This is a genomic window from Azonexus sp. R2A61, assembly GCF_021401135.1.
In the GTDB taxonomy this organism is placed as follows: domain Bacteria; phylum Pseudomonadota; class Gammaproteobacteria; order Burkholderiales; family Rhodocyclaceae; genus Azonexus.
In genome coordinates this window covers 247,600-271,625 of record NZ_JACBFO010000002.1, presented here as the reverse complement: position 1 = coordinate 271,625, position 24,026 = coordinate 247,600, and the positions used below count along the sequence as shown (strand labels likewise).

Genomic DNA, 24,026 nt, shown 5'->3' with positions numbered 1-24,026 from the left:
TCAGTGCGCCGCCTCGTGCATCGCTTCGTTTTCGCAGCACAGGTCGCCGGCCGAGCAGGTACGGCAATCGCCGTGATCGCCCGGTTCCGGTTCGTTGCGCAGTTGTGCGAGTTCCTTTTCCAGCGTTTCGATGCGTTCGATCAGGCAGGCGATCGACTTGGCCACCGGATCGGGCAGCACGTTGTGGTCGAGATTGATGCCGTTGGCCGGGGCTCGCGCGATGCGGGTATCGACGACCCGGCCGGGGATGCCGACGACCGTGCGGTCGGCCGGCACGTCCTTGACCACCACCGAGTTGGCGCCGACCCGGACCCGTTCGCCGATGACGATCGGGCCGAGAATCTTGGCGCCGGCGCCGACCACCACGCCGTTGGCCAGCGTCGGGTGGCGCTTGCCCTTGTTCCAGGAAGTGCCGCCGAGCGTCACGCCGTGGTAGAGCGTGACGTCGTCGCCGATTTCCGCCGTCTCGCCGATCACCACGCAGGCGCCGTGATCGATGAAGAAGCGATGACCGATGGTTGCCCCGGGGTGGATGTCGACATTGGTCAGCATGCGGCCGAGGAAAGACAGGAAACGGGCGGCATAGCGCCAGCCGCCGAGCCACAGTCGGTGGGCCAGGCGGTGGGCGAAGATTGCGTGCAGGCCGGGATAGGTGGTCAGCACCTCGACGGTCGACCGGGCGGCCGGGTCGCGCTCGAAGACGCAGGCCAGGTCTTCCTTGAGGATCGCCCAGAGGCTGGGCGCGGGTACGGCTTGAGAGGTCATGGTCAAGGCGTCAGACATGGAGCGGACTCCTGAGGGAAGCGAGCAGGCCGAGCAGATCGGCCGCCTCGGGCGGATGCTTGTGGGTGGCAACGAAACCGCGTACCAGCGGCAACAGGGATTGCGCCTGCGTGTTGTCGAGATCGATCCCCAGATCGCCGTAAACCACCTGCACGGCACGCGAGCCGGAATGCTTGCCGAGCACGATGCGGTGGCGCTGGCCGACCTCGCTGGGGTCGAAACCCTGGTAGTTGTCCGGATGCTTGAGCAGGCCGTCGACATGGATGCCGGCTTCGTGCGTGAAGGCGCCGGCGCCGACGACGCTCTTCTGCCAGGGCACGGCACGGCCGGAAGCGCTGGCGACGATGGCCGACAGCGCCGGGAAATCGCGCAATTCGATGCCGGTGGCGATGTCGTGCAGCTTTTTCAGGCCGAGCACGACTTCTTCGAGCGGTGCATTGCCGGCCCGTTCGCCCAGACCGTTGACCGTGGTATTGACGTGCGTCGCGCCGGCCTTGCAGGCGGCCAGCGTGTTGGCGGTGGCCAGGCCGAGGTCGTCGTGGGCGTGCATTTCGATCTCCAGTCCGGTCGACCGGCGCAGGCGGGCGATTTTGTCGAAGGTCGAGAACGGTTCGAGGATGCCCAGGGTGTCGGCAAAACGCAGCCGGCGGGCGCCGGCGCGTTCGGCGGTTTCGGCTAGCGCGCACAGGAAGTCCATGTCGGCGCGCGAGGCGTCCTCGCAGCCGAGGCCGACGTCCAGGCCGAGGCTGAGGCCGGCGCCGATGTATTTCGGCAATTCGCGCAGCAGCCAGGCGCGATCCTGTTTCAGCTTGTAGGCCAGATGCTGGTCGGAGGCCGGCACCGAGATGTCGATCAGTTGAGCGCCCAGTCCGGCGCAGGCGGCGATGTCGGCCGGATGCATGCGGCTCCACACCATCAGCCGTGCATTCAGGCCAAGTGCCGCGACGGCGCGGATGGATTCGCGCTCTTCCTCGCCCATGGCCGGGATGCCGACTTCCAGTTCGGGCACGCCGATGGCGTCGAGGCGGCGGGCGATCAGCAGCTTCTCGTCGAGCGAGAACGCAACGCCGGCGGACTGTTCGCCGTCGCGCAGGGTCGTGTCGTTGATCGTGACGAAGGAAGCTTGGCTCATCGGGTTCTCCTTGCCTGGATGGAAAGCAAGTGGGGTGCCAACGATCATCGTATTGAAAAACAAGGATTTTTCGATGTCGACCGTACGGATTGGATGAAAGCTTGTCGGGAAGCCGACAAAAAGAAACGCCGGCGTAAAGCCGGCGTTTGTCGTTGGGCGTGGTCCGGGTCAGGACTTGGCGGGCGCCGGCGGAGGCGGCGGCGCGCGGCGGTCACCACGTTTGCCCGGCTTACCATCGGCCGGTTTCATCTCGGTCAGTTGTTTGCGCTGTTCCGGCGTCAGGACATCCAGGACCTTGCGCTCGTTCTGCAGACGCGACATTTCCATGTCGGCGCGTTGCTTGGCGATCTGGTCGATCAGGACCTTGGCCTTGGCATCGCTGTAATCCGGCGCGGCTTTCAGCTTGCGCAGTTCGTCCTCGGACTTGAGCAGTGCGCGCATCTGATCGCGGGCGGCCGGTGCCTGGGCGTGCATGATGTCGAAAATCTTGTCTTCCTGTGCGTCGCTCAGGTCGAGTCGGTGCAGGCCGTGGATCATCGGCATCGGGCCGCCCTTCATGCCGTGGCTGCCGCGCATGCCGTCGCAGCTGCCGTGGCTGCCGCCGGAACCGGCCTTGCCTTCCGGGAAGGCCATGGCGCTCAGCGGCAGGGCGAGCGCCACGCAGGCGGCAACGAGAAAGCGCTGGGTCGTGATCGGGAAGGGCTTCTTCATGGGGCTTCTCCTGTGGATGAGCCGGCAATGAGTACCGGCGACAGGATGAAGCTTACGGAGATCGGCGTAAGACGTCGTTTGCAGGATGTAAGGAATCGTAACCCGTCAGTGACCGGCCAGCGCATCGAGCGCCGTGCTCAGCCGTGTCGTCGTGCCCTCGGGATCGTGCAGCTTGTCGAGTCCGAACAGACCGATGCGGAAGCTGCGGAAATCGGCCGGCTCGTCGCACATCAACGGTACGCCGGCCGCTGTCTGCAGGCCGAGCGCCAGGAAACGCTTGCCGTTCTGGATCTCCGGGTCGGTGGTGTAGCTGACCACCACGCCGGGGGCCTGGAAGCCTTCGGCGGCGACGCTGGGATAGCCGCGTGCAACGAGTTGCAGGCGCACCCGTCGGCCGAGCTCCCATTGCTCCTGGCAGACTTTGTCGAAGCCATAGGCTTCGGTTTCCAGCATCACGTCGCGCAGAGTGGTCAGTGCATCGGTCGGCATCGTTGCGTGATAGGCATGACCGCCGGCTTCGTAGGCTTCCATGATGTTCAGCCATTTTTTCAGGTCGCAGGCGAAACTCGTGCTGTTGGTGGCATCGATGTGGGCGCGGGCGCGTTCGCCGAGCGCCACCAGCGCGCAGCAGGGCGAGGCGCTCCAGCCTTTCTGCGGCGCCGAGATCAGCACGTCGACATCGTTGGCCGCCATATCTACCCAGACCGTGCCGGAGGCGACGCAATCGAGCACGAACATGCCGTCGACCGCACGCACCGCCTGGCCGACCGCCTTGAGGTAGTCGTCCGGCAGGATCATGCCGGAGGCCGTTTCGACATGCGGCGCGAAGACGACTTCCGGCCGTTCGGCGCGGATCGCCGCGACCACCTCGTCGATCGGCGGCGGGGCGAACGGTGCCTGCGGCCCGTCGCCGTTACGCCGGGCCTTGAGGACGACGGCTTCGGACGGAATGTGCCCCATGTCGAAAATCTGCGTCCAGCGGAAGCTGAACCAGCCGTTGCGGATGACCATCACCTTGCGACCGCTGGCGAACTGGCGGGCGACGGCTTCCATGCCGAAGCTGCCGCTGCCCGGCACGACGACCGCTGCCTTGGCGTGGTAGACCTGCTTCAGGATGCGGGAAATGTCGCGCATGACGCCCTGGAACTTCACCGACATGTGATTCAGCGCGCGGTCGGTATAGACCACCGAATATTCGAGCAGGCCTTCGGGATCGGGATGCGGGAGCAGGGCGGGCATGGTCATCTCTCCGGGAAATATTTTTGAACGCGCAGGATACCGTCAGGCCGGCCGATTCACCAGCCTGCACTGCCCGGATCGCCGGCCTGCAGCGCGGCGAAGCGTTCGCTCAGGAAATCGAGGAAGGCACGCACCTTGGCCGACAGCAGATGGCGTTGCGGGTAGATCGCGTGGATGTCGGCCTCGGCGCCTTCCCAGCCGGGCAGCACGCGGATCAGCCGGCCGGCCCGCAGGTCGGCGGCGATGTCCCATTCCGAGCGCAGCACGATGCCGTGGCCGGCCAGCGCCCAGTCGACGGCGATCTCGCCGTGATTCACCGCCAGCGGGCTGCGCACCTTGACGGTCAACTGCCGCTGGCCGTCGGTCAATTGCCAGTTGTTGTAGACCCGTTCGTGCTCGCGGATCACGATGCACTCGTGATCGGCCAGCGCCTGCGGGCTGTCCGGCATGCCGCGCCTTGCCAGATAGGCCGGGGCGGCGCACAGCAGTCGGCGGTTGGCGGCGATGCGACGGGCCAGTACGCGGGCGTCAGGCGGTGGGCCGAAACGGATGGCGATGTCGAGCGCATGCTCGGTCAGGTCCAGCGTACGGTCGCTGAGGTGCAGGATGACTTCGACTTCCGGCCAACGGCGGACGAAATCCGAAATCGCCGGCCCGAGGTGCCGGCGGCCGAAGCCGAAACTGGCGTTGATGCGCAACAGGCCCTGCGGCTGTTCACGACTGTCGAGCAACGAACGCTCCAGCCGCTCGATGTCGCGCAGGATGCTTTCGCCGTCCTCCAGATAGCGTTCGCCTTCCGGCGTCAGGCTCAGCCGGCGCGTTGTCCGGTTGAGCAGGCGTACACCCAGGCGTTTCTCCAAGGCCGCCAGCCGCCGGCTGACCGCCGGCGGCGTCACGTCCAGCGCCTGGGCGGCGGCGGCAAGGCTGGGCTGGCGGGCGAGCAGGCTGAAGAAGGCGAGATCCGAGGTACCGGTCATTGTTGCATTCAAGTTAATGATCAATTGATCGATGCGATATTGTGTCTATCGATGTGATCAATATCATGGGCGAACTTCTCCCCGAATGTCGACCATGACCTTGTTTTCCTTGTCTCAACTGGCCTCCTGGCTGCTGCTCGGTGCCGGCATCGGCTGGTTCGGCGGCCTGTTCGGCATCGGCGGCGGCGTCATCGCCATTCCGCTGATGGTCATCGCCTTCGGCATGGATCAGGCGATGGCGCAAGGCACGGCGCTGGTACTGATGGTGCCGAACCTGGTCATCGGCTGGTGGCGCTACCAGCAGCGCCATGCGGTCAACTGGGTGCCGGCGGCGATTATCGCGGTCAGTGCGACCGTCACGACCGGCCTGATCGCCGCCTGGGCGACACGTCTGGATGCCAGTGTTCTCGGTCGCCTGTTTGCCGGTTTCCTCGGGCTGATGGCGTTGTACATGCTGTGGCAGACACGCGGCAGCAAGCCGCTGCCGCCCGAGCAGCCGCTGCGCCGGCGCTGGGTGTCGCTGCTCGGCGTGGCCGGCGGCAGCAGCATGGGACTGTTCGGGATCGGTGGCGGGCTGCTCGCCGCGCCGGTCCTGTCCGGCTGGCTCGGCCAGCGTCAGACGGTGGCGCAGAGCCTGGCCCTGGCGCTGGTTGCACCAAGTTCGGCGATGGCGCTGTTCACCTACGCCGAAGCGCAACGCGTGGACTGGCAGCTCGGCATTCCGCTGGCCATCGGCGGCATGTTCACCGTATCGGCCGGCGTTGCGCTGGCGCACCGACTACCGGAAAGGACGATGCGCATCATTTTTGCGCTGATGTTGCTGTCGACCGCACTATGGCTGGGGCTGGTGCGTCATTGAGGTCGCGAACAGGGTCAGAATCCACTCTCGCGAATGAGGATCGCCAGACTGCCCCGAATTGCCTCCCAGAGCAGGCTGCGGGCTTTCCCCTCGATGCGTACCGTACCGCGTAGTTCGTGGAACTGCGCGGGCGTTTCCAGCAAGCGGAGGCGAACGCGGTACAGGGCTTCGGCGGGGACCGCGTCGCGCCCTTCCCGGTGAGTCGTGAAATGGCCGCCTGCGCGACTGTCGAGTATCGGATGGGCGAGACGCTGAGCCCGCGTCGTATCGATGGCAATGACCTCTGCGGCAAGCGCTCCGGCTTGTCCCTCGGGCAGAAAGCTGGCGTGGGCACCGACGGCGATGCGATCAATCTGGCGTTGTTCGACGTAGGCATCGACGACCCAGCTGTCGGGCGCAATCAGGACGCCCAGCACTTCGCGGATGCCGACCCAGGTGCCAGGCCGTACTTCCGGCGGGACGTCGCGCCATTCGCCATCGAATTCAGCAGCGATATTGAGTCGTCCAGCTTCCTCACGGACGCCCCGAATCTCTGCCAGTTGTTCGTTCAGACGTTGCGTCATGGCCATTTGACGGGCAACCCCGTCGTTGGCCTCGAGAAGTCCGGCCAAGCGCCGTTCAAGGGCTTCGGCACCGGCTGTCGCCTGGGCCTCGCGTGCAGCCAGATCGGGCGTGAAGAAGCCGGCCAGCGCTGTGCCGGCCTGGACGCGGCCGGGTGGGTGCATGGCGTCGAGCATCGCCGGGAACGGGGCGAAGACCACTTGCTGGCGCTCGGCATGGGCGATCCCGCCGGTATCGACATCGAAATGCCAGGGCACCAGCAATACGATGCCGGCGGCGCCGAGCGCGGTCAGCAATCGGCGGCGGCGCGTAGTGAGGACCTCTGGCCAGCGCTTGCGCCAGACCGACAGCTCGGACCACACCGGGCGGGCAATGAACCAGACGATTTCGACCGCCATCAGGAAGAGGCCGAGTGCCTTGAAGAAGAAGGCGTAGACAGCCCAGGCAATGCCGAGGAAGACGACCAGTCGGTACAGCCAGGTGACGCAGGCAAAGCCGATCAGCGCCCGCCGCTGGCGTAGCGGCAGGTGTTCCGGCCATGGATCGGTGAAGCCGAGCAAGTGGCGCCGCAGCCAGACGCGGGCATGCGCACCGGCCCGTTCGTGGAGATTGGGGAAGTCGAGCAGATCGGACAGGATGAAATAGCCGTCGAAGCGCATGAACGGACTGACGTTCAGCGCCAGCGAAAGGGCCCAGCCGGTGGTCGCCAGGTAGAGCGCGGCCTGACGCAGCGCGCCGTCGTCGAGTAATGCCCAGGCCAGGGTGGACAGACCGGCCAGACCCATTTCGACCGCGATGCCGGCGGCCGATATGGCCAGCCGCTGGCGATGCGAGCGCAGCCGCCAGGATTCGCCGGTATCGGTGTAGAGCATCGGCCACATGACCAGGAAGGCGACGCCCATGTGTGCGACGCGCACCCCCTGGCGGGTGGCGACGACGGCGTGGCCGAGTTCGTGCAGCGTTTTGGAAATGACCAGTGCCAGCATGAAGCCGACGATGCCGGCCGGCGTCAGGATGTCGAGGACGCCGTGGGTGAAGGTTTCCCACTGACGGGTAACGAGGAACATGCCGAGCAGGCTGGCGACGATCATCAGCAACGCGGCCGGCCAAGAGAACAGCGGTTCGAGCCAAGGCGTCAGGCGAGCCAGGAAACGTTGCGGGCGAACCAGCGGGATGCGGATGAACAGATAGTGGTGCAGCCACCAGCGCCAGTGCCGCCATCCCGGTTCGCGGGCTTGGCGGATCATCCGCTGGCGTCCCTGGTCGGTCGGCAGCAGCAACTGGTGGTGATCGAGGAAGGCGGCGAATTCCTCGACCTGGGCGGTGTCGACCGCAAGCGGGGTATGCCGCTCGATATCGGCGGCGATTTCCTCCGGCTTGCCCGGCCAGCGCAACAGGCATTCGTATTCGAGCCAGCCGATCCGGAAAAAGCGGTTGTTCACCGGGTCCTGGATCGCCCACGACGGGGAACCGTCGCTGCCCGGCCCCGATTCATGCAGGCGGAGGTCCTGGCGCAGTGCCTGCCGGAGATCGGCGGCCTGCGTCACCAGCCACTCCATTCGCGCAGCTTGGCCAGCGGCCGGCGCAGCAGGTAATAGCCGAGTACGACCCAGTCGCCGTACAGTTTGGCGGTGCCGCGCAGGCCGATGCGCACGTCGGCGTCGGCAACGCTGGCACGCAGCCGGTAGCTGGCGACGCCATCCGGCGACAGGCTGGCCTGGTAGCTGGTCTCGCTGATTTCGCCGACGACCGGCGACAGCGGGCGGACGGTCAGGAAAAGTTTGACCGGTGCCCCTGGGGCGAGCGTGATGGCGTCGGCGACTGCCAGATGGATCAGCATGCCCGGCTTGTCGGGGTTGGCCAGCAGCATGATCCGTTCACCGGTGACGACGGGGCGTCCCTGCCATTCGTCGGGATCGGCGAACACTGCGACGCCATCGTAGGGCGCGATGGCGTCGATCCGCGCGAGCTGTGCCTCGACTGCCGCCAGTTCGGCGCGCCTTTCCCGAGCACGTCCGGTCAAGGTCGCCAGTTCGGCCTTGTTGCGATTGTCGTCGAAGGCCAACTGGGTTGCCGCCAGCAGTTCGGCGTCGGCTACCGCCACCGACTTGCGGGTGACTTCAAGCCGGTTGCGCAACGTCGTATCGTCGAGCGAGAACAGCGGGTCGCCAGCCTTGACCGGCTGGTTCGGCCGGACATGCACGGACTTGACCACGCCGTCGAGGGCGGCGGTGAGTGCCATGGCATCCACCGGCACGATTTCGGCCGGGGCCAGCACCGTTTGCCGTACCGGTAGCAGGAAAAGAACGAACAGGGCGGCAACGGCAAGTCGGCGCCGTTTGACGTTCAAGGATTGCCAGCGCGCGCGCAGGTCGAGGCGTGGCTTGCCGCCAAGCATTTCCCAGCAATAAGCCCAGGTTTGGGTAACCCGTTCGAACATTGCCAGGATGTCGTCCTGAGGCGGGTGATTCAGCAGGAACACCACCCAGCCGAGTGGCGTACCGGTACGGCGCTTCAGGCGTACGACCTGGATGCCGGCCGGCCACCATTCCTGCCAGCCGTCGGCGACGTCGCCGGGGGCTGCGGCGAGTTCGGCGGCTTCCGGCGCGTACCAGCCGGTTTCCGGAACACGTTCGGCGATCCACGGCCAACTGCGTTTAAGCCATAACAGGTAGGGACTGTCCTCGGCCAGTTTGACCAGGCCGGAGACCGTCAGTACATCGCCTTTGGCCGAGAGCACCAGCGCCTGGCGGAAAGCCAGTGCACCATGGCTGTCGTTGGCGATGCTGAAGCCAAGTTCGGCGACACTTTCGGCGGCGCGGGCGCGCGCCTCCAGTTCGGTGGCGAATGCCGCCAGGGCAGGAGACAGCTTCATCGCCGAGGGATCAGGGGGTAAGGCGGAAGCGGGCGATACCGCTCATGCCGGCGAGCAGATCAGGTTCGTTCCTGTCCATGCGGGCTTCCAGCTCGATGGTTTGAGCGACGGCGTCGACGCGGGCATTGATCAACGTTACCTTGGCCGGGTAGCTGAGCCCGGTTTCGTTGATACTTACCTCGAATGGGGTGCCGACGCGCAATTGGCCGAGCCAGCGTGACGGGACGTTCAGGCGCAGCTTCAGCGGCCCGTCGCTGATCATCTCGACCAGCGGCACCCCGATATTGACGCCCTGATGCGGTTTGACGTGGACCTTGACGATGCGCCCGGTGAACGGCGCGACAACCGTGCATTGCGCTAGCTGCGCCCGGGCCATGGCGATCGCCGCCCGGCCCTTGTCGGCGTTGGTGGCGGCCAGCGTCACTTCCATGTCGCCGGCAGCATCGAGCTTGCGCAAGCGTTCCTTGGCGTTCAGCGTTTCGTTGGCCGAGGCCGATTCCGCCTGCGCCATCTGCAGCCGAGCCGCCGCTTCGCTGCAATCGAAACCGACTACCGGTCGGCCCTTCGCGATGCGCTGGCCGAGTTGGGCCTGCAGGCTGGAAATACGGCCGACCATCTGGGCCACCAGTGTGGTTTCCAGCTCGGGCGAAAGCAGGACGCGGATGGCGCCCGGGTCTTCGGCCGATGCAACCGGTTTCGCTGCGACCGGCGTCGCCGGTGCCCGAGCGCCACCGGCTGGCGGAATCGGTTGGGCCTGGACCGAGCAGGCCGTAACGATGCCCAGTGTCAGCCAGGCGGCGCGGTGCAATGGAGCGCAGCGCATGCTCAACGCTGCCCGGCCGTTTTGAAGACGACCTGCTGCCACTGCCCCATGGTGCTTTCCATGGCACCGGCCAGTGCCTTGACGTCATGGCTGTCGATGGTTTCCGGCATCACATCGAGGCCGACCGAGTTGTAAACCCGGCCCCAGGCCGCCTGGGCGTTCGAGTAGGCTGCGTAGCGCTGGTATTCGGCGAGCAGCGCACGGGCCTCGGTACGGATCAGTTCGAGCTCGGAGTCAGACTGGGTTTGTGCGGCGGCCTTGGCGAAGTGGTGCAGACGCTGGTCGACGCGCAGGCTTTCCTCGGCGTACTTGAGTTCAGCCAGCGACAGGTCATAACGCTGGACGCCGACGCGGATCTGCGTCAGCACCGCCATCGACAGCGCCATGCGACGCATGTCGTCGGTCTGGTTCTGGTATTCCTGAGCACGGTTCAGCGCCGGGTACTGGGTCAGTTTGAGGATGTTCCACGACAACCGGAACCCGACATCGACCCAGTTGCTGTTGTAGTTGTACTTGTTGGAATCGTATTGCAGCCCGGCATCGGCGCTCAGATTGGGCCAGAGCAGCAGCTTGGCGGCCTTGATGTCGTTCTCGGTAACGCGTCGGCGATACCACTCCTCCATGATCTCCGGCCGCTTTTCCAGCGCCATCTGCTCGAGTTTTTCGAGGTCAGTCGGAACCGGTGGCAACGCCGATTCGTTTTCGTCGGCCAGCGTGTAGCGGACGTTGGGCGGGATCGACATCAGGGCGTTCAGTTCGGCCCGGGCCAGTTCGAGATCCTGGCGGCGCAGCGTCAGCAGGTTGACCGCATCGAGCAGCGCCCGCTGGTAGGCGAGCACCTGCGGTTGCGGCATCAGGCCTTCCTTCTCGACCTGCTTGGAGTGTTCGATCGCCTTATTGACCCGGACGAGCAGGGCATCGACGCGGCCAAGCAGACGTTGCGCACCGAGCGCTCGCCAGTAGCTGTTGCGGACGTCCTGCAGCACATTCTGGGCGACCTTGCGGCGGCGTTCGTCAGCCATCAGGACCTGGTCAGCCTTCTGCTGGGCGCGGTAGTAGGAGACGCCGAAATCCAGCACGCTCCACGAGAAGGTCAGATTCGACAGCACGCGCTCGCGTTCCTGCGAGGTCGAGGGGCGCAGGGAGACCTGGCGATCCTCGATGCCGATCGAGGTGCCGCCGGAATCGTTGTTACGCCAGGCATAGCCTGCGCCGGCGACCAGGCGCGGCAGCATTTCGTGGGTGGAGACGTCGTGCAGGCTCTTGGACAGCGCGTTCTCCATCAGCTTGAGCTTGTAGTCCAGGTTGTACTTGAGGGCGCGGGCAGCCGCTTCATGGAAGGTGATCGGAGCGGTGACCGGCTCTTGATCCGCATACATCTGGATGCGGTCCTGGGTGACCCGTTCGGAGATTTCCTCCGGCTTGTAGGGAACGGGGTTGACGGAGCAGCCGGTGAGCGCGACGGTGAAACAAGCCGCGACCAGCAGGGCCGGGCGGGCGATACGGGTTTTCAGGTTGCTGTTTTGCATTATTGTCTTCCCTCAAAAATCAATTGGTTGATCCAAAAATCAGGCTTTGAGCGGCGCCATGGGCAGGCGGGCCGCACCGCTACGCAACTGTTCGCCGAAGGACGGCGCGGCGCCGCCGGCCAGACGCTGCGGCATCTCCGCCGCGTCGGCTGACTTCCCGGTCGATTTTTCCGCCGGTTGTGCCGTCTTTTCCCCGTCAGCTCCGCGTTCGGTCGGTTCTTCGTCCATATCCGCCGCCTTCTTCAGCTTTTTCCTTTGCTCCTTCAAAAGCTCATCAAGCTCGGTGGCCGGGTTGCTGAACAAGCCGGGCTGGGACAGATAGCCGTCGCTGCCCAGCCCCAGGCGGCTGTAGCGGCCTTCGACCGTGCTGTGCTGAAAGCCTGCTTCGCGTTGCGAGTCGCGAATGGCGTGGGTCACGAACAGATTGGGATCCTGCCCGAGGTCCCGGCCCAGGCTCGTCGGCTGCTGCTGCCCCGGACTAACCGCTGCTGGATCGCTGAAGCCACGCGGGTCATCCTGGGTGCGTAATTCCTGCGAAGCCGATACGGCGCGATTGACATAGACGACGGGGTGGAACGGCAACACCATGCGGCGTACATCGTTGAAGCGTTCGCCGGCGAAATACGGACCGGCATCGAGCATGACCGGAGAGTTGTTCAGCGGGTTGTTCGGTTGCAGGGCGGGCGGAACGAGCGGCTTGTATAGATCGGGGTCCGGCTGCAACTGTTGTGGCGGCGGCGTGCGATCGTCGTCCTGGATGGTCGCCGTGCCGGTCGCGGTATTCTTGCCGCCGACCACCCTGGCGGTCAGGGTGAAGGTTTCGGAACCTTCGTAAATCCCGTCGCTGATGATTGGGGTGCGCACCAGAACCTTGCCGCTGCCGCCGACGGTGATCTCGTCGCCCGGGGTGTAGGGCGTCCAGGTGTTGCCGCCGTCGGTCGAGGTTTCGATGTCAGGGCCATAGTCCACACCACCGCCGGTGGCGGAGCCGTCGGTCAGTTCGAGGGTGACCTTCTGGCCGGGCTGGCCGGTGACTTCGAAGACGCCGTAAGGCGAGCCTTCGTTGACGGTGATGTCGTTGACGTCGACCGTGCGGTCGTCATCGAAGGCGCCCGGCGGCGGGGTGACACCCGGATAGTTGGGGTCGAGCGGATCGGTCGGGTCGGTCGGATCGACCGGCACGAGTTCGAGCGTCGGGTCGGTGGGGTCGCCCGGGATGCCCGGGGTGGCGGGGTCTTTGGGTAGCCAGATCGTACCGGTACCGTCGTCCTTGATGGTGCCGGTGCCGGTAGCGGTCTTACCGCCGGTGTTGGTGGCCTTGAGCTGGAAGGTTTCGCTGTTCTCGTAGTTGTCGTCGTTGACGATGGGGACGCGGACGAGCAAGGTGCCGCCAGCCGGGACGTCGACCAGGTCGCCCGGGGTATAGGTCTGCCACTGGGTGCCGTCGAAGTATTCGAGGGTGGTGTGGTAGTCGACCGTACCATCGGTCGGGCTGCCGGTGCCGCCGGTGGCGGTGCCATCGGTCAGTTGGAGCGTGACCTTCTGGCCGGGCTGGCCGGTGACTTCGAAGACACCGTAAAGGGAGCCTTCGTTGACGGTGATGTTGTTGACGTCGACCGTGCGGTCATCGTCGAAGGCGCCCGGCGGCGGGGTGACGCCCGGATAGTTGGGGGCGAGCGGATCGGTCGGGTCGGTCGGATTGAGCGGCACCAGTTCGAGGGTCGGATCGCTGGGGTTGCCCGGCACGCCGGGGTTGAGCGGGTCCTTGGGCAGCCAGATCGTACCGGTGCCGTCGTCCTTGATGGTGCCGGTACCGGTGGCGGTCTTGCCGCCGGTGTTGGTGGCCTTGAGCTGGAAGGTTTCGCTGTTCTCGTAGTTGTCGTCGTTGACGATGGGGACGCGAACGAGCAGGGTGCCGCCGGCCGGGACGTCGACCAGGTCGCCCGGGGTATAGGTCTGCCACTGGGTGCCGTCGAAGTATTCGAGGGTGGTGTGGTAGTCGACCGTACCGTCGGTCGGGCTGCCGGTGCCGCTGGTGGCGGAGCCGTCGATCAGTTGGAGCGTGATCTTCTGGCCGGGCTGGCCGGTGACTTCGAAGACACCGTAGGGCGAACCTTCGTTGACCGTGATGTCGTTGACGTCGACCGTGCGGTCATCGTCGAAGGCGCCCGGCGGCGGGGTGACGCCCGGATAGTTGGGGTCGAGCGGATCGGTCGGGTCGGTCGGGTTGAGCGGGACGAGTTCGAGGGTCGGATCGCTGGGGTTGCCCGGCACGCCGGGGTTGAGCGGGTCCTTGGGCAGCCAGATCGTACCGGTGCCGTCGTCCTTGATGGTGCCGGTACCGGTGGCGGTCTTGCCGCCGGTGTTGGTGGCCTGGAGTTGGAAGGTCTCGCTGTTCTCGTAGTTGTCGTCGTTGACGATGGGGACGCGAACAAGCAGCACGCCGCCGGCCGGGACGGTCACTGCCACCCCCGTGTAAGCGACCCACTGCGTGCCGTCGAAATACTCCAGACTGTTATCGATGTAATCCGTATTGCCCGACGTGTCGCTACCGTCCGTGCCTCCCTGCGCGCTGCCGTTCATTAACGTCAGCGTGACCGTGTCGGCGGGGGGGGCCGTGACTTCAAACACGCCATACGGCGAACCTTCGTTCACCGTGATGCTGTTGACGTGCACGCCCGTGTTCTGGATGGTGATCGCCAGGATGGCGGTGCTGGTGTTGCCGTCGCTATCGATCAGTTCGTAGGTGAAGGTTTCGGTCAGCGTCTGGCCTGGCTTGAGATCGGCAACCGCGTTCGTGGTTTCGTCGAGATCGTAGGTATAGCTGCCATCGGCACCGATGACCAAGGTGCCGTGCGTTCCCGTTACGCTCGTGCCGTTGGCGCTGGTGGTACTGTTGGCGACCGTTTCGGTGGCGCTGCTGCCGGTGCCGATCTTGTGCAGGCGCGTAGCGTCGCCACCCAGCGTGTCGGCCACGTCGCCAGTGCCGCCGCCAGCCATCACATTGCCGTTGACCACGTCATCGTCGCGCTCCAGGGTCCGCGCGTCGTCCCGAGCGTCCGGCACGGTGTCGGTAATGTCGATCACCAGGCTGCCGCTGACTTCCTTGCCACCCGCATAGTTGGCCTTGACGGCGACAGTATCCTTGACCTCGGCACCGCCGCTGTGATCCTTGCTGGTGCCAGCCGGATCGTAGGTGTAGGTAACGGTGCCGACCTTGGTGGTGGCGTTGTTGCTGTAGCCGGTGATGGTCAACACGCCTTCGGTCGTGTTGACGGTGAGCGGAGTAGAGGGCGTCGCATTATTGAGCTGCGCCAAGGTGAATGTCGTGCCGCCGATAACGAGGCTGGTCAGCCCTTCGGTATTGGTCACCTTGAAGGTGCCGCTTGCAAGCGTTGCATCCTCCGCCACCGTCTGCGGCGGCGCGTCGATGGCGGTCACCTTGGTCTTGATCGTGACTTCCTTCGGATCGATCGGGTCGCCGACCGGCGGCTGGCCGCTCATGGTCACGCTGTTGCTGATCATGTAGTTGTCGTCGGCCAGCGTCGAATTGATGTCGCTGCGGATCTGGACAGCGTATGTGACGACGATCCTGCTGCCGATCTGCAAGCCTTGGGTGCCGGGTTTGACGTTGTCCAGATCGCCGGTCAGGGTGTAGCCGCTGCCCAACAACGGAAAGAGATCACTACTGCCGTCGAAATCCGGGATTGTGTACAGTTCATTGCCGTCCGCATCGTAGATATGCAGGGTCGCGCTATTGGCAACATAAGTCCCGTTATCGGGGCTACCCATCGCATCCTTGATGTTGATGTTGAACAGGTCGATCACCGCGCGGTTTTCGATGGTGATCGTATAGACCACCATTTCGCCCAGTTCGACCAGCAGGTTGTCGTTACTGATGCTGGGATCGCCCCCCGATGCTTTTTCCAGTGCGCCCTTGGTAATCAGGTAGTCCGGTTGCGGCGAAACGGTCGTGCCCATGTCGAGATAGGGCGCTGTGGTTCCTGACGCCGTAGCGTCCTGCCCCCAGGCGGCAGTCAGCAGTGTGCCGTCCTTGGTGTACACCGCCAGACCGCTCTGGTTCTTTGCGCTGCTCGCGTCGTAAATACGGTAGGACTGCAAGCGACTGACCGAAAAAACCATGGTGGCAATGTCGCCACTGGAGCTGGCGATGAAAGCGTTGATCGCTGCAGTGCCGGTGATCTCGTCGCCGTTCTTGGCAATGATCCTGTCGATGGCGATGGCGTTGCCGCCCGGGGTAGCGCTACCACTGCTACCTGCAGTGCTACCAGCCCCCGTGGTGTCATACAGTTTCACGTAACCGTCGATGTACAACAGGGTATCTGCCGTGGAAGTGACCCAGATCGGGCTGCCGTTATGCCCGCTTGACTGGATGGTTCCGTCGTTCTGACTGTTGCCCGGCGCCCAGGCGGTGACGAAGCGGTCGGTCAGGGTCTTCTCGGCGACCAGGGTGTAACTCCAATCCCGCGAGGTGGTGCGGTCCACCGAGGCGACGGCGTAGAATTTGCTGCCATCGCTGGTGTAGAAATGTGCCGCGGATGCAGGCATGGCAAAGGCGCCACCCGAGTGCGCTGCAACGGTAACACTGCTGGTTCCGCTGGCCGTTTCGTACTCGATGGTGATCGCCGTACTGTTGTTGTTGTAGAAATAAACATCCGATATGGCACCGCCCACGGTGGCAACCGGCGCGTAGTAGCTGCTGCCCCAGCTATCGACCGAACTGATGCTGTGCCAGCGGTTCTGGGTGGTGCTGGTACCGGCCAGGACATTGACGCCGACGGCCTTGCTGGCCGAGACGGTGGTGCCGTCATAAACCGTTCCCCGGGCGTCGTTCAAACCGGTGCCCGCAGAGAATGCCCCGCCCCCTTGAACATACAGGCTTTCCCCTTGCGCCAGCGTACGTGTGATGGTGTTGCTGCTGAGGGTGCCATCAGCGTTTGCGAGCGTGATGGTGACCACCGTATTGTCCTCGTAGGCCATGACGTACAACGAGGTTTTCGTGTAAAGGCTGTTACTGCCGGAATAGTAGGTATCAGCCCCCACCGGGATGACGAAATTCGTTCCCGCATTGCCGACGTCGACCAGATTGACCGCTCCCCCCAGGACGGTCGTGATGCCGGTATCCCAGCCGGCGCGGGTCACGGTCACGGCCTTGGTCGAGCCGATCTTGTCGCGGCCATCGAAAAAGACATTGCTACCCGGCGAACTGGCGTGCGTAGTCGCCACATTGTTGTTGAGAATCAGCGTTCGGCCATTGGCGACGATGCTCGTACCGTTGGCAACGGCACTCTCGCCAGCGTCTTTGATGAAATTGCCGTCGGTATCGACAAACCAGCCGTCGGCATCGGTATAGGTCCAGACTTTGGTCGTCGCGGTTTGCGTTGGGCTATTGATGTCGCTTTCGTAACCATCTTCCCAGTGGTCGTAGACGATGACGGTCTTGTTGCTGGTCGCGGTGATGGCGATGATGGTTTCGATGACCTGAGAGGCGCCGCTGGCTGTATTGACGTTGACCAGACCACTGTAGATCTGGTTTTCCGGCATCGACACGAAGTGCACCTGGGCAATGCTGTACGGCCCGGCGTTTTCCACCTGCACTTGCAGGCCGTCGAGCACCAGCGTGCGGTGGTCGTCGCGGCCCAGGTTGACCGCCAGGTTGGCGTCGCCGGTGGTCAGCAGGCTGGCGAAGGCGTGGCCTTCGTCGCCGGCGCTGTCCTTGCCGTTGTTCAGTCGATTGTCGATGTCATGACCGAGTTCTTCGAGCAGCACGGTAGCAACCGTGGCCGCATCGGACTTCGCCAGCCATTCGGCATTGAGGTAAATGGTACGCTCGCCGGTGGTGCCGCTGGCCGTCCAGGCGCCCAGTACCTGTATCAGTTCCTCGTTGCTGCGCACTTCGGTGCGGATGCCGTAGCTGCCGTTGAGAATCTCGCTGCGCAGCGCGTCAAGCTGGGCATTCCAGTTGGCGCTGCCGGCATCGGCGTTGAAAATTTCGGCGGCCTGGGTGCGGAAGTCGTCGCTGTTCAGCCAGTCGACCAGTTTCTGTTGCGCCAGGCTGGCGGCGTCGCCCAGAAGCGCCTGGTAGTCACCGGCGTTCTCGGCCAGGTCGAGCAGCGGCAGCGCGCCGGCCGGTTTCTCCGCCAGCTCGCTCGGGCGGGCATCCGCCGCCGGCTGGGTTTCCTGCTGCTGGGCCTCGGCGGCATGGTCGCCTGCCATGTCGAAGTTATCGGCGGCGGCGACGGCGCCGGCACCGTCGAACAGCAGACGGGGTTCCAGGGCCAGCGCACGGGCAGCCGGGCGGAGGTGAGTGCGTTCTTTCTTGCTCATGGTTTTCCCCTGTGTGATGATTTTGGTATGTTTTGGATATTTGGCCGGACTGCCGTTCCGTTCAATCGCTAGTGCGCTCGGAGTGGGGCAGGAGCAGGAAACCCTTGCCGCGGACGGTACGCAGCGGAAAGGTCAGGCCCTGATCGGCAATTTTTTTGCGCAAGCGGCTGACCAGGGCATCGAGTCCCGAGTAGTCGTAGTTGTAGATGTCTTCGCCAAGCGAACGAACGAGATCTTCGCGCGAGACGATTTCGCCGGCGTCGCCGAACAGGCGCAGCAAAATCTGCCGTTCCTTGATGGTCAGCCCGATTTCCCGGCCGTCCGGACTGTTCAGCGACCAGCCATCGTTGATTAGACGCCAGGCGCTCTTGTCTTCCGGCTCCGGCGCATTTCTTGGTGTCCCCAGGAGTCTGTGCAGACGCGCCAGCAGGTTGTCGACGACGATCTGCAGTTCCCTGGGATCGCCCGGCCTTTGGATGCAGTAATCTGCGCCGTGCTCCAGCAGATCGAGTTTTTCGGATTCGTCATCGTTTTCCAGCAAGCCAACGATGCCGATGGTCGGTGCAATCCGACGCAAGGTTTTGATAACGGCCGCGTTATCCTGCGATAGCCGATGGGTGTCCACAATGGCAATGGCGCAATGCGCTTGCAGCAGATGCAGGTAGAGGTCGTTCAATTCGGCAAAAAACAGAAGTTCATGCCCTGACTGTCTCAGCGCGTCATGGATCGAAAGGCGTGATTCCGGTTGGTCGTCGATGATGCAGATTTGAAACATGTGTCGATTTTTTTAGAAGGAGGGGCTGTTTTACTGCCGTTGTTTTCGTTGAGGGGCTGGAATAGTTGCCCCGAATATAGGGGTTTTCTACAGGGGGTTCACTTGCCTTTCCTGATGCTTTCTTGCGAAATCAACAAATAATCGATCGCTAGTGCCATTAGTGCTAAATAAGTGGCAAAAAGCTCAGTGATGTTTTGTAAAGCAAAGTTAACCAATTGGCGGCGCTGCTTCAAAAAACAGAAAATGTCCCGAAACCCCTTGCGTTAGCGTCTCTCCCGCTCCTTGAGCAGCGGCGTTGTTGAAGGGAAAAACGGGCCGATCTGCTAAGATGCCGGCCCTGAATAAAGGCCTTCCCCGTGTCATCCCTCCAGGAAATCTTCGCGCCCGACGGCCCGCTGGCTACTGCCATCGGGGGCTATCGCGTGCGCCCGCAACAGGTCGAGATGGCCGAGCGGGTGGCCGAGGCGATCCGGAACAACGCGGTATTCATCGCCGAGGCCGGTACCGGCACCGGCAAGACCTTCGCCTATCTGGTGCCGGCGCTGAAGTCGCACGGCAAGGTGATCGTGTCGACCGGCACCAAGACCCTGCAGGACCAGCTGTTCAACAAGGACCTGCCGATGGTCCGCGAGGTGCTGAAGGCGCCGGTGCGTATCGCGCTGCTCAAGGGGCGGGCCAATTACGTCTGTCCCTATCATCTGAACCGCTCGCTGGCCGACGGCCGTTTCCTGAGCAAGGAAGACGCCGCCGACGCCCGGCGCATCGCCGTGTTCGCCAAGACCACGCAGAGCGGCGACAAGGCCGAATGCCTGGAAGTGAACGAGAACTCGCCGGTCTGGAACCACGCCACGTCGACGCGCGACAACTGTCTCGGCCAGGATTGCCCGGACTACAAGACCTGCTTCGTGATGCAGGCGCGCAAGGAGGCGATGGCCGCCGACCTGGTCGTCGTCAATCATCACCTGTTCTTTGCCGACGTGATGCTGCGCGACGAAGGCATGGCCGAACTGCTGCCGGCCTGCAACACGGTGATCTTCGACGAGGCGCACCAACTGCCGGAAGTGGCGACGCTTTTCTTCGGCGACAGCGTGTCGACCGCACAAGTGCTCGACCTGACCCGCGACGCCCGCGCCGAAGGCCTGCAGCATGCGCGCGACTGCCTCGACCTGACGCCGCTGTCGAAAGCGGTGGAAAAAGCGGCACGCGACCTGCGGCTGGCGGTCGGTATCGACAGCGGCCGCTATTCCGCCGGTCAACTGCTCGAACGGCCCGAATTTTCCCCGGCGCTGGCCCTGCTCGAAAGCGAACTGGAAAAGTTCGTCGCCCTGCTGGAAACCCAGGCGCAGCGCGCCGAGGGCCTGGAAAAATGCTGGCAGCGCGCGACCGAACTGCGCGAACGCCTCTCGCGCTGGCGCAATCCGGTCGATGCCGGCTACGTTTTCTGGGGCGAGGCCTTCACCCAGTCGCTGCAACTGAACGCCACGCCACTCGACGTCGCCAACATCTTCCGCAAGCAGATGGGCGGCCACCCGCGCGCCTGGATCTTCACCTCGGCGACGCTCGCCGTGCAGGGCAAGTTCCACCATTACTGCGCCGAACTCGGCCTCGGCGAGCCGGAATCCGGCTGCTGGCACAGCCCCTTCGACTACGGCGAGCAGGCGGTGCTCTACGCGCCGCTCGGCATGCCCGATCCCAACGCCTTTCACTACACCGAAGCCGTCGTCGATGCCGCCTGGCCGGCGGTCAAGGCGGCCGGCGGCGGCGCCTTCTTCTTGTGCACCAGCCTGCGCGCGATGCGCCGCACGCACGAACTGCTGAAGACGAAGATCGAAAACGAAGGCCTCGACCTGCCGCTGCTGGTCCAGGGCGAGGGCAGCAAGAACGAATTGCTGCAGCGCTTCCGCTATCTCGGCAACGCCATCCTGGTCGGCAGCCAGAGCTTCTGGGAAGGCGTGGACGTGCGTGGCGAGGCGCTGTCGCTGGTCGTCATCGACAAGATTCCCTTCGCGCCGCCCGACGATCCGGTGCTGTCGGCGCGCATCGAAGAGATGAAGAAGCAGGGCCGCAACGCCTTCATCGAATATCAGCTGCCGCGCGCCGTGATCAACGTCAAGCAGGGCGCCGGCCGGCTGATCCGCGACGAGGCCGACAAGGGCGTGCTGATGATCTGCGATCCACGACTTATATCAAAGCCGTACGGGCGCAAGGTCTGGCAAAGTCTGCCGCCGATGAAACGCACGCGTGAATTGCAGGTCGTCCTCGACTTTTTCGCCCAACGATGAAAACCACCTTCGAGCGCCTGGCCGCCCGCCAGCCGCAACTCTTCTCGGCCGCCGACATCCGCGTGCCGGCGGCGCAACTGCAGGCGATGGCCGAGCGGGTCGGCGCCATTGAATCGGTGCTGGCGCTGCCGGCTTTCCGTGCCGAGGCGCTGGCCGGCGCCCCGGAAATCGCCCGCGTGCCGACCGCCGCGCGCGGCGTGTTCATGGGCTACGACTTCCATCTCACGGTCGACGGCCCGAAACTGATCGAAATCAACACCAACGCCGGCGGCGGCCTGCTCAACGTCTACCTGCTCGCCGCGCACGGCCGGGCAGACGACGGCGCCCGCGTCATCGCCGAACTGCTGGCGATGTTCCGCGAAGAATGGCGGCTGGTCCGCGGCGACGCGCCGCTGCGCAAGATCGTCATCGTCGACCGGGAACCGGCCGGCCAGTTCCTGGCGCCGGAGTTCGAACTGTTCCGCGACCTGTTCGCCGCCAACGGCATCGCCGCGGCAATCGCCGATCCGGCCGATCTGCAGCGCGCCGGCGACCGTCTGCTGCACGACGGCCAGCCGGTGGACCTGATCTACAACCGGTTGACCGATTTTTACCTCGATGCTGCGGTCGACCGCGACATCCGCGAGGTTTTCGCCGCCGGCGGCGTGGTGCTCACGCCGCATCCCGCGGCGCATGCCACGCACGCCGACAAACGCCACCTGACGACGCTGTCCGATCCGCAAAAACTGGCCGATCTTGCGGTCGACCGCAACACCCAGCAGATTCTGCTCGCCGCCGTGCCGCGCACCGTCGCGGTCGACCCGGCCGATGCGGAAAATCTCTGGGCCGGCCGCAAGCACTGGTTCTTCAAGCCGCCCGCCGGTTTCGGCAGCCGTGCCGCCTACCGTGGCGACAAGCTGACCCGCCGCGTGTTCGACGAAATCCTCGCCGGCGATTACCTGGCCCAGGAAATCGCCCCGCCGTCCGAACATGAAATCCTCGTCGCCGGCCAGCCGCAGACGATGAAGGCCGACTTCCGCTGCTACGTCTACGACGGCCGCATCCAGCTCGTCGCCGCGCGGCTCTACCAGGGCCAGACGACCAACTTCCGCACCCCCGGCGGCGGCTTTGCGCCGGTGTTCGCCGCCTGAGCAGGTAAAATCCGCCCATGAAGATATTCGGCATCGCCGGCTGGTCCGGCTCCGGCAAGACGACCCTGCTGGAAAAACTGATTCCCCGCCTGATCGCGCGCGGCCTCAAAATCTCGGTGATCAAGCACGCGCACCACGGCTTCGACATCGACAAACCGGGCAAGGATTCCTGGCGCCACCGCGAGGCCGGCGCCAGCGAAGTGATGCTGGCCAGCGGCTCGCGCTGGGCGCTGATGCACGAATGCCGCCACGAGCCGGAGCCGGTGCTGGCCGAACTGGTCGCCCGGCTGGCGCCGTGCGATCTGGTGCTGGTCGAAGGCTTCAAGCAGGAACCGGTGCCCAAGCTGGAAGTGCATCGGCCGGCCAACGGCAAACCGCCGCTCTTCGCCGAGCGCGACGACATCGTCGCCGTCGCCTGCGACGAGGCCATCGCCGCGCCGATCCCGGTGCTGCCCCTGAACGACATCGACGCGGTGGCCGACTTCGTCATCCGTCATTGCGAATTGCAGGCAACCCCCATGCAGGTAACCCCATGCTGACTTACGAACAAGCCCTGGCCGAACTGCTGGCCGCCGCCCGGCCGGTCGAGGAAATCCGCCACGTGCCGCTGACCGCCGCCGCCGGCCGCGTGCTGGCCCGCGCGCAGGATGCCACGGTCGACGTACCGCCGCTCGATAATTCGGCGATGGACGGCTACGCGGTGCGCGTTGCCGACATCGCCGAAGCCGGCGTCCGCCTGCCGGTCAGCCAGCGCATTCCGGCCGGCAGCGTCGGCAGCGAACTGCAGCCGGGCACCGCCGCGCGCATCTTCACCGGCGCGCCGATCCCGCCGGGCGCCACCGCCGTGGTGATGCAGGAACGTTGCGACGCGGTCGACGGCGACGTCGTCGTCAATCATGTCCCGCGCGACGGCGAGAACATCCGCTGGCGCGGCGAGGACATCGCCTGCGGCGGCCAGATCCTGCGCGCCGGCGTCCGTCTGCGGGCGCAGGAAATCGCCCTGGCCGCGTCGGCCGGGCTGCCGGAACTGCCGGTCTACCGGCGCATCCGCGTCGGCGTTTTCTTCACCGGCGACGAGTTGACCGCACCCGGCGAGCCGCTGCCGCCGGGCGGCATCTACAACTCCAACCGCTACATGCTGCGCACGCTGCTCGAAGGCCTGGGCTGCGAAGTGCGCGACCTCGGCGCCGTACCGGACAATCTCGATGCCACCCGCGACGCGCTGCGCCGCGCGGCGGCCGACAACGACCTGATCGTCACCAGCGGCGGCGTGTCGGTCGGCGAGGAAGACCACGTCAAGCCGGCGGTCGAGGCCGAAGGCAGCCTGAATCTGTGGAAGATCGCCATCAAGCCCGGCAAGCCGCTGGCCTTCGGCGAAGTGCGCCGGCCGGCCGGCAGCGACGACGGCCGGCAAACCGCCTGGTTCCTCGGCCTGCCCGGCAACCCGGTGGCCGCCTACGCCACCTTCGTGATGCTGGTGCGCCCCTTCATCCTGCGCCTGCAGGGTGTCGACAAAGTGCGCCCGCGCAGCGTCACGCTGCCCGCCGCCTACGTCTGGAAAAAGCCGGACCAGCGCATGGAATTCCTGCGCGGCCGCATCACCGACGACGGCAGCGTCGAAATCTACCCGAACCAGGGCTCGGCCGTCGTCACCTCGCTGTGCTGGGCCGACGGTCTCGTCTGCAACCAGCCGAACAGCACCGTACAGCCGGGCGACCCGGTCACCTTCATTCCTTTCTCGGAGCTGCTGGGATGAGCATCCAGGTTCTCTACTTCGCCAGCCTGCGCGAAACCTTCGGCACCGCCGGCGAAAGCGTCCAGCCGCCGGCCGGCATCGACACCGTCGGCGCGCTGCGCGACTGGCTGGTCGGCCAGGGCAGGGCGGCGCTCGCCACCGCGAAAAACCTGCGCTGCGCCGTTAACCAGGACATGGCCGACGCCGCCACGGCGGTCCGCGACGGCGACGAAGTCGCCTTCTTCCCGCCGGTCACCGGAGGCTGAC

At 65.0% G+C, this 24,026-nt stretch carries 17 protein-coding genes; 6 read left to right on the top strand and 11 right to left on the bottom strand.

The genetic code is table 11. The features are described 5' to 3' along the window. From cysE to L0962_RS06395, 5 genes are all read right to left on the bottom strand, one after another. Complete coding sequence (gene cysE / locus L0962_RS06415) at positions 1–783, bottom strand: serine O-acetyltransferase (RefSeq protein WP_234085527.1); 783 nt, start codon at positions 781–783, stop codon at positions 1–3. After that, positions 776–1,915 (bottom strand): homocitrate synthase, encoded by a 1,140-nt coding sequence (gene nifV / locus L0962_RS06410; RefSeq protein WP_234085526.1) that lies wholly within the window; start codon positions 1,913–1,915, stop codon positions 776–778. Before nifV ends, cysE begins: the two co-directional genes overlap by 8 nt. A 168-nt stretch (positions 1,916–2,083) precedes the next feature. Next, entirely contained in the window at positions 2,084–2,626 is a 543-nt protein-coding gene (locus L0962_RS06405) for a Spy/CpxP family protein refolding chaperone (protein WP_234085525.1), read from the bottom strand. 105 nt (positions 2,627–2,731) lie between these two features. Further along, the gene (locus L0962_RS06400) at positions 2,732–3,865 is read right to left on the bottom strand and encodes an alanine--glyoxylate aminotransferase family protein (protein WP_234085524.1); all 1,134 of its coding nucleotides are present in this window, start codon (positions 3,863–3,865) and stop codon (positions 2,732–2,734) included. Between the two features lie 56 nt (positions 3,866–3,921). Next, positions 3,922–4,842: a LysR family transcriptional regulator gene (locus tag L0962_RS06395; RefSeq protein WP_234085523.1), complete on the bottom strand. Its 921-nt coding sequence runs from the start codon at positions 4,840–4,842 to the stop codon at positions 3,922–3,924. A gap of 94 nt (positions 4,843–4,936) precedes the next feature. On the opposite strand from L0962_RS06395, the gene L0962_RS06390 reads away from it, so the two are divergent. After that, positions 4,937–5,701 carry a sulfite exporter TauE/SafE family protein gene (locus tag L0962_RS06390; RefSeq protein ID WP_234085522.1) on the top strand — a complete coding sequence of 255 codons (765 nt, stop codon included), beginning with the start codon at positions 4,937–4,939 and terminating at the stop codon, positions 5,699–5,701. Between the two features lie 14 nt (positions 5,702–5,715). On the opposite strand, the gene L0962_RS06385 is transcribed toward L0962_RS06390, so the two are convergent. The 6 genes from L0962_RS06385 to L0962_RS06360 all read right to left on the bottom strand — a co-directional run bounded on the left by L0962_RS06385 (position 5,716) and on the right by L0962_RS06360 (position 18,612). Next, a complete protein-coding gene (locus tag L0962_RS06385; protein WP_234085521.1) occupies positions 5,716–7,809 on the bottom strand; it encodes a site-2 protease family protein in 2,094 nt (697 codons plus the stop codon). Next, a complete protein-coding gene (locus L0962_RS06380) occupies positions 7,806–9,137 on the bottom strand; it encodes an efflux RND transporter periplasmic adaptor subunit (RefSeq protein ID WP_234085520.1) in 1,332 nt (443 codons plus the stop codon). Before L0962_RS06380 ends, L0962_RS06385 begins: the two co-directional genes overlap by 4 nt. A gap of 10 nt (positions 9,138–9,147) precedes the next feature. Further along, positions 9,148–9,960, bottom strand: coding sequence for an efflux RND transporter periplasmic adaptor subunit (locus L0962_RS06375; protein ID WP_234085519.1), 813 nt, complete (start codon positions 9,958–9,960; stop codon positions 9,148–9,150). Between the two features lie 2 nt (positions 9,961–9,962). Then, positions 9,963–11,489 (bottom strand): TolC family protein, encoded by a 1,527-nt coding sequence (locus L0962_RS06370; protein WP_234085518.1) that lies wholly within the window; start codon positions 11,487–11,489, stop codon positions 9,963–9,965. A gap of 39 nt (positions 11,490–11,528) precedes the next feature. Then, entirely contained in the window at positions 11,529–17,837 is a 6,309-nt protein-coding gene (locus L0962_RS06365) for a VCBS domain-containing protein (RefSeq protein ID WP_234085517.1), read from the bottom strand. 61 nt (positions 17,838–17,898) lie between these two features. Beyond that, entirely contained in the window at positions 17,899–18,612 is a 714-nt protein-coding gene (locus L0962_RS06360; RefSeq protein WP_234085516.1) for a response regulator transcription factor, read from the bottom strand. 356 nt (positions 18,613–18,968) lie between these two features. On the opposite strand from L0962_RS06360, the gene L0962_RS06355 reads away from it, so the two are divergent. From L0962_RS06355 to moaD, 5 genes are read left to right on the top strand one after another with little or no spacing between them, the layout of a single operon-like run. Then, positions 18,969–20,894 carry an ATP-dependent DNA helicase gene (locus L0962_RS06355; protein ID WP_234085515.1) on the top strand — a complete coding sequence of 642 codons (1,926 nt, stop codon included), beginning with the start codon at positions 18,969–18,971 and terminating at the stop codon, positions 20,892–20,894. Then, complete coding sequence (locus tag L0962_RS06350; protein ID WP_234085514.1) at positions 20,891–22,024, top strand: hypothetical protein; 1,134 nt, start codon at positions 20,891–20,893, stop codon at positions 22,022–22,024. Before L0962_RS06355 ends, L0962_RS06350 begins: the two co-directional genes overlap by 4 nt. Before the next feature lie 17 nt (positions 22,025–22,041). Next, complete coding sequence (mobB, locus tag L0962_RS06345; protein WP_234085513.1) at positions 22,042–22,563, top strand: molybdopterin-guanine dinucleotide biosynthesis protein B; 522 nt, start codon at positions 22,042–22,044, stop codon at positions 22,561–22,563. Then, positions 22,557–23,780, top strand: a complete 1,224-nt coding sequence (glp, locus tag L0962_RS06340; RefSeq protein ID WP_234085512.1) for a gephyrin-like molybdotransferase Glp — start codon at positions 22,557–22,559, stop codon at positions 23,778–23,780. Before mobB ends, glp begins: the two co-directional genes overlap by 7 nt. Further along, positions 23,777–24,025, top strand: a complete 249-nt coding sequence (gene moaD / locus L0962_RS06335) for a molybdopterin converting factor subunit 1 (RefSeq protein ID WP_234085511.1) — start codon at positions 23,777–23,779, stop codon at positions 24,023–24,025. Before glp ends, moaD begins: the two co-directional genes overlap by 4 nt. Position 24,026: the final 1 nt, after the last annotated feature.